This is a genomic window from Streptoalloteichus tenebrarius (assembly GCF_024171885.1).
Lineage (GTDB): Bacteria > Actinomycetota > Actinomycetes > Mycobacteriales > Pseudonocardiaceae > Streptoalloteichus > Streptoalloteichus tenebrarius.
Genome location: NZ_JAMTCP010000022.1, coordinates 100,880 through 107,047, shown reverse-complemented (window position 1 = coordinate 107,047; position 6,168 = coordinate 100,880). Strand labels below are relative to the sequence as shown.

Here is a 6,168-nt window from a genome sequence, read left to right as displayed (position 1 = left end):
GTTGGGGTGTGGCAGGCGGCGGTGCCGGCTGGTGTGGGTGTTGTGGGGGCGTTTCCGGTGTTGTGGGCCGGCCGCCGGATCGGCCGACGACTGCGGCGCGCTCTCCAGCCCTCATCACACGAATGACTCATGACAGCCGACCTGTTTCCCGGTGAGATGGGGGAAGGGGAGCAGTCGGGCGCCCTGGTGATCGGGCGGAGGCGGGCGTGGCCGGACTGGTGTCCCTGTTGGTCTTCTTCGGGCTCACGATGGTGCTGACCCTGTTCGTGGGAATGATCGGGAGCGTCGGCGGTGTCGAGCTGGCGCTGATCGTGATGCTCGCGGCCGGGCTCGCCGTGCTCTTCCACCGTCGCCGGGAGCGCGCGAGGTCCTGACGCCCGTGCGTGCGCAGAGCGTCGACGAATCGGCCTCGTCCGCGATGGCGAGCAGAGGACCCGGTGGTGAGACGCCGGCGCGCCGCAGGGGGTCAGGCTCGGCGAGATCCGCGGATTCGCTCGATCTCGGCCCGCACGGCGCGGAGGTTCGGGTCCACCTCCTCGGTTTCCCCGACGGCCGCCAGCATGTGCTCCCTGGCGAACGCGGCGGCTTCGGGCAGGAGAACGGCGGGGAACACGGTATCGGCCCGCCAGTTCCGAGAAAGCCTTCGAACGCGCAGGAAGCGGAGGGACGAACCTGCTCCTGTCCCGTTCCCGCGCACTGACCATCCGGCTGACCACCCCGGCGAGTTCGGCCAGTTCCTCCCCGTTCCGCGCCACCTCCCGCGTCTTCTCGTCCGCGCGCCCGTTCCGCGTGCTCCTCTCCCCAGACCCGCCGGAGTTGGGGGCCTGGGTGGCCTCCTGAGGACCGCTCCCAGGATCAGCGTGGAGATTTCCCCGGTCCGCTCACGGCCTGGGGCGCCCCGACCCACCGCGCGTCGAGGCGTCGGGAACCAGGGTGCGGAGCCACCGCACGAGCACGGCGACGCCGACCAGGGCGAGGATCGCGAAGGTCGTCTCGGGTGCGAGCCAGCGCAGCCCCGTGGCCGTCCGGCCGTCGCGCGTCGAACGCGCGGCGGTGTTCCCGGTGGAACCCCGGTGACCCTCCCGAAATCGACCGGGAAAGGAGCCAGGGCCGGAGAGTGCCCGCCCTGCCGGGGAACCCAGCAGTCGGCGGTGGCCGTCCGGCGGACCGGCCCCGAGTCCGATGACGGATTTCCGGCGGACCGCCCCACTGGCGGATTCCGTCGATTCCGTCGAACCGGTAGGAAGAATCGCGAACGGTCCCGCCCTGACGGGCGGGCACGGCAGGTCGTGGTCGGAGCGCCGCGCCGACTCGACCGTCCACTGTGGATCGGGGGTGTGCCGTGTCCTTCCTGACCCGCGCCGGCTGGGGCGCCGACGAGTCGTTACGGTTCGACAGCGACGGCAAGGAGGTCTGGCCCAGGGAGTTCTCCCCGGTGCAGGCGGTGACGGTGCACCACTCGGCGACCCCGGTCGCCGACGACCCCCGGGAGACCGTCCGGGCGGTCTACCGGTTCCACTGCGTGGAGCGCGGATGGGGCGACGTCGGGTACCACCTCCTCATCGACCCGCTCGGCACCATCTACGAGGGCCGTCACTCCGGCAGCGACCTGCTGCCCGTCCTCGACCGGCTGCCGACCAACGGCACCGCCCGCGCGGTGACCGCCGGCCACGTCAGTGGCTGCAACCCGGGCAACATCGGCATCTGCCTGCTGGGCACCTTCGCGAGCGACGGGCCGACGGCCCCCGCCCGGCGCAGTCTCGCCCTCACCCTCGCCCTGCTCTGCCGCGCCTGCAACCTCGACCCGCTCGGGGTGATCGAGTACCGCAACCCGGACAGTGGTCTGACCAAGGCCGTGCACACGATCTCCCGGCACCGGGACTGGCTGGCCACCGAGTGCCCCGGAGACGGGTTCGCCGGGCAGTTCGAGCAGGTGCGCCGGGACGTCGCCGAACTCATGGGGCTGCGCGAGCAGCAGAAGGGGCCGAGGGTCGTCCGGCACGGCTCAGGACGGCGTGAGGGCGGGAGCGAGGGCCGCGGTGGCCGCGTTGACGGCGGTGACGGCCGCTGACCACCCCAGCGCCGTGGGGTGCTCGCTGAGCAGCACCACGACGAAGCGCTCGTCCGCGCCGACGAGCCCCGTGGTGTGCAGCGCGTAGCCCGGCAGGCAGCACGCCCAGCCCTGTTTCCCGATCCACGGCCGCCCCTGGGCGACGGCGGGGATGCCGAACGCCTGGCGGAACCCGTCCGCGGCGGTGGGCGAGAACGCGCGCAGCCCGTCGAGGACCAGATCGCGGTGTTCCCTCGGAGCCCGCTCCAACAGGTACCGGTAAAGCGCCGCCATATCCGCCGCCGTCGTCCGGGTGTCACCCCACATCGAGGGATCGGCCGGGGGCGTCGTCCCGCGCAGGCCCACCCGCTCGCTCATCCGCCGCACGATGTCCGGCCCGCCGTTGGTCGACCACAGCTCGTCGGCCACGCCGTCATCGCTGACGCCGAGCATGCGGACCAGCCGCGCCCGCCGCTCCTCGTCAGGGGGTCCGTGCGTGAGCAGCCAGTCCATCGCCATCAGCAGCTTCACCAGGGACTGGCTGGCGAACTGTCGATCCGGCTCCAGCTCGGCGACCGTGCGCCCACCGACCCGGTCCACGACCAGCAGGCCGAGCCGGGCCGTCGGCGCCGCCGCGCGCGCCGCCGCCGCGACGTCGGGACGGCTCGGTTCGGGGGACGGGCCGTACGGGGCCGGAGGCGACGGGCCCTGAGGCGACGGCCGAGCCGAGGGCGCCGGAACTGGTGGCGCCGAGGCCGCGCCCGCCGCCGACATGTCCGTCGGTGACTCCGCCGCTGTCCAGGGAGGGGCCGGAACGGATGCCAATGGGGGCTCCAGCGTGAGCAGCGAGGCGATGGCGTCCATGGAGGGCATGGACGGCATGGAGGGCATGGACAGGGCCGACGGTGCCGAGCCCGCTGTGCCCGTACCCCACGTCCCCCGCGGAACGTGGGAGCCGGGCGTGCGGACCGACAGCACCGACTCCGGTCCCAGTGGCGCCATCGCCGACAACCACGGCGACCCCGCCGACGGGCGGGCGCCGGCCTGGTCCGTCCCCGGGGACCCCGAGGGGTCGGGGGACCCGCGCGTCCGCACGGACTGTCCTGAGTGGAGGGACGCTGGCGCCTCCAGCAGCGCGCTGGCCACGAGCGCGAGCGTCAGCAGGGCGCCCAGGAGTATGCCGACCCTGTGCCGTCGGCCCGTCATCGCGGTCATACCTCCTTGCTACGCGGCGCACCTGAAGACCGGCTGAGGACCCGGGACGCCCTCGCGCCGGTCGCCGGCGACACCACCCCGGCGACCGGCGCGGGACCTCCCCGACACCAGGGTGGCCAGTGCTCGCGGCGGCCGCGTGGCGAGACCTCGACAACCACTGGTGCGGTGGTCTGCACGAAGAGTGAGCGGACCGCCCGACAGCCGGTATTTGCCACGCGTACGAGTGGGTGAATGACACACCCGTGGGTGGCACGAGTTGAAGCAGGGGCGGGGGCGCGCGTTGCCTTTCCAACCGTTGACCGGCAACACAGTCAGGAAGGTCGCCATGTTCCGCCCGAGAGAGAAGACGACCGCGAGCCGGGGACCGTGGGGTCCGGTGGAGGCGCTCGGGTGACCCGCCTTCAGGTGGCCGTGACCGGGCTCGGCGTCGTCGCCCCCGGCGGCGTCGGCGTCAAGGAGTTCTGGGAGCTGCTCACCGCGGGCCGGACCGCGACCAGGGCGATCTCCCGGTTCGACGCGTCCGGCTACCGCTCGCGCATCGCCGCCGAGTGCGACTTCGACCCGGCGCAGCACGGGCTGTCGCCGCAGCAGGTCCGGCGCATGGACCGCTGCGCCCAGTTCGCGGTCGTGGCCGCCGCCGAGGCGCTGGCCGACAGCGGCGTGTCAGGAGAGGCCCCACCGGAACGCGTCGGCGTGAGCATCGGCAGCGCCGTGGGCGCCACGATCAGCCTGGAGCGGGAGTACGTGGTGCTCAGCGACGGCGGCGCGCGGTGGGAGGTCGACCCGCGCTACGCCATCCCGCACCTGTACCACCACCTCGTGCCCAGCTCGGTCGCGGCGGAGGTCGCGTGGCTGGCCGGGGCCGAGGGCCCGGTGGCGCTGGTCTCCACCGGCTGCACGGCCGGGCTCGACGCCGTGGGGCACGGCGCCCGCCTCGTCGCCGAGGGCGAGGTGGACGTGATGGTCGCCGGCGCGTCGGAGGCGCCGATCTCCCCGATCACCGTGGCCTGCTTCGACGCGATCAAGGCGACCTCGCCGAACAACGACGACCCCGAACACGCCTCCCGCCCGTTCGACGCGCTGCGCAACGGCTTCGTCCTCGGCGAGGGCGCCGCCGTGCTCGTGCTGGAGTCGCTCCCGCACGCGCGGCGGCGAGGAGCCAGGATCTACGCCACCATCGACGGCTACGCGAACCGCTGCAACGCCTACCACATGACCGGCCTGCGACCCGACGGCGTGGAGATGGCCGAGGCGATCCGCCTGGCCATGGCCGAGGCCAGGATGCCCGTCGACGAGGTCGACTACGTCAACGCGCACGGGTCGGGCACCAAGCAGAACGACCGGCACGAGACCGCGGCCTTCAAGCGCAGCCTCGGCGAGCACGCCTACCGCACGCCGGTCAGCTCCATCAAGTCGATGGTCGGCCACTCCCTCGGCGCGATCGGCTCGCTGGAGGTGGTCGCCTCGGTGCTGGCGATCCACCACGACGTGGTGCCCCCGACGGCGAACCTGCACAACCCCGACCCGGAGTGCGACCTGGACTACGTGCCGCTGGTGGCCAGGGAGCGCCGGGTGGACGCGGTGTTGTCCGTGGGCAGCGGGTTCGGCGGCTTCCAGACGGCGATGGTCCTGCGCGGGCCGGCGGGAGGTGGGCGATGACCAGCGCCGCGACGGCGACGCCGGCGCTCGCGCGGGGCACGGCGCGTGCCGTGGTGACCGGGATGTCCGCCGTGACCGCGATCGGCGTCGGGCTGGAGGAGTACTGGCGCAACCTGCTCGACGGCGCCTGCGGCATCCGGCCCATCACCCGCTTCGACACGACCGGCTACCCGATCCGCGTCGCCGGGGAGATCCCCGACTTCGACAGCGCCCGCGTGCCCAGCCGGCTGGTGGTGCAGACCGACCGCTGGACGCACTTCGGCCTGCTCGCGGGGGAACTGGCGCTGGCCGACGCCGGCGTCGACCCGGCGGAGCTGCCCGAGTACGAGCTGTCCGTGCACACCGCCAGCGGCTCCGGCGGCAACGAGTTCGGCCAGCGGGAGCTCCAGGCGCTGTGGGCGGAGGGGCCGAGCCGGGTCGGGGTGTACCAGTCCATCGCGTGGTTCTACGCCGCCACCACCGGCCAACTGTCCATCCGGCACGGGATGAAGGGCTGGTCCGGCGTGCTCGTGGCCGAGCAGGCCGGCGGGCTCGACGTCGTGGCCCAGGCCAGGCGCTCCCTGGCGCAGGGGTCGAGGATCGTGCTCACCGGGGCCACCGAGGCCGCGCTGAACCCCGCCGCCTTCACCTCCCAGATCGCCGGGGGGATGCTCAGCGCCGCCGGCGAGTACCTGCCCTTCGACGAGGCCGCGAGCGGCTTCCTGCCGGGGGAGGGCGGCGCGATGTTCGTCGTCGAGTCGGCGGAGCACGCCTCGGCGCGGGCCGCGCGGCCCTACGGGGTCGTGGCGGGGCACGCCGCGACGTTCGACCCGGCCCCGGACACGGGCCGGCCGCCAGGACTGCGGCGGGCCGTCGAGACCGCGCTGGCCGAGGCGGGGGTCGCGCCGTCCGATGTGGACGTCGTGTTCGCCGACGCCGACGGCCGCGCGGAGGCCGACGCCGCCGAGGCCCTGGTCCTGACCGAGGTGTTCGGGCCGCGCGGGGTGCCCGTGACGACCACCAAGGCCGCGACGGGGCGGCTGGTGGCGGGCAGCGCCGCCCTGGACGTGGTGACGGCCCTGCTGGCGATGCGGGACGGCGTCATCCCGCCGGTGGTCAACGTGCGTCGCCCCGCCGTCGACCTCGACCTCGTGCTCGACCGGCCCCGCCCTGCGGCGTTGCGCACCGCGCTCGTGCTCGCCAGGGGCTACCCCGGTTTCAACTCCGCCCTCGTGCTGCGGGCGGCCGCACCGAACTGAACGACG

General features: G+C 73.8%; 6 protein-coding genes. 5 read left to right on the top strand and 1 reads right to left on the bottom strand.

Going from position 1 to position 6,168, the window contains the following annotated elements; genetic code table 11:
* Positions 1-206 precede the first annotated feature (206 nt).
* Both LX15_RS18850 and LX15_RS18845 read left to right on the top strand, forming a co-directional pair.
* Positions 207-374, top strand: coding sequence for an MYXO-CTERM sorting domain-containing protein (locus tag LX15_RS18850; RefSeq protein WP_253670937.1), 168 nt, complete (start codon positions 207-209; stop codon positions 372-374).
* Between the two features lie 968 nt (positions 375-1,342).
* Positions 1,343-2,071, top strand: a complete 729-nt coding sequence (locus LX15_RS18845; RefSeq protein WP_253670936.1) for a peptidoglycan recognition protein family protein — start codon at positions 1,343-1,345, stop codon at positions 2,069-2,071.
* Here LX15_RS18845 and LX15_RS18840 read toward each other — a convergent pair.
* Positions 2,006-2,824, bottom strand: coding sequence for a serine hydrolase family protein (locus LX15_RS18840; RefSeq protein ID WP_253670935.1), 819 nt, complete (start codon positions 2,822-2,824; stop codon positions 2,006-2,008). The two genes, LX15_RS18845 and LX15_RS18840, sit on opposite strands and share 66 nt — an antisense overlap.
* A 64-nt stretch (positions 2,825-2,888) precedes the next feature.
* Between LX15_RS18840 and LX15_RS18835 the strand changes: the two genes are divergently transcribed.
* The 3 genes from LX15_RS18835 to LX15_RS18825 all read left to right on the top strand — a co-directional run bounded on the left by LX15_RS18835 (position 2,889) and on the right by LX15_RS18825 (position 6,162).
* Positions 2,889-3,302, top strand: coding sequence for a hypothetical protein (locus LX15_RS18835; RefSeq protein WP_253670934.1), 414 nt, complete (start codon positions 2,889-2,891; stop codon positions 3,300-3,302).
* A 353-nt stretch (positions 3,303-3,655) separates the two neighbouring features.
* Positions 3,656-4,924: a beta-ketoacyl-[acyl-carrier-protein] synthase family protein gene (locus tag LX15_RS18830; protein WP_253670933.1), complete on the top strand. Its 1,269-nt coding sequence runs from the start codon at positions 3,656-3,658 to the stop codon at positions 4,922-4,924.
* Positions 4,921-6,162, top strand: a complete 1,242-nt coding sequence (locus LX15_RS18825; protein ID WP_253670932.1) for a ketosynthase chain-length factor — start codon at positions 4,921-4,923, stop codon at positions 6,160-6,162. The genes LX15_RS18830 and LX15_RS18825 overlap by 4 nt, the downstream gene beginning before the upstream one ends.
* The last annotated feature ends 6 nt before the right edge of the window (positions 6,163-6,168 follow it).

Bases quoted from the DNA above. Each gene is read 5' to 3' on its own strand.
- LX15_RS18825 (WP_253670932.1), top strand. From the start codon at position 4,921: ATGACCAGCGCCGCGACGGCGACGCCGGCGCTCGCGCGGGGCACGGCG.
- LX15_RS18840 (WP_253670935.1), bottom strand. From the start codon at position 2,824: ATGTCGGCGGCGGGCGCGGCCTCGGCGCCACCAGTTCCGGCGCCCTCG.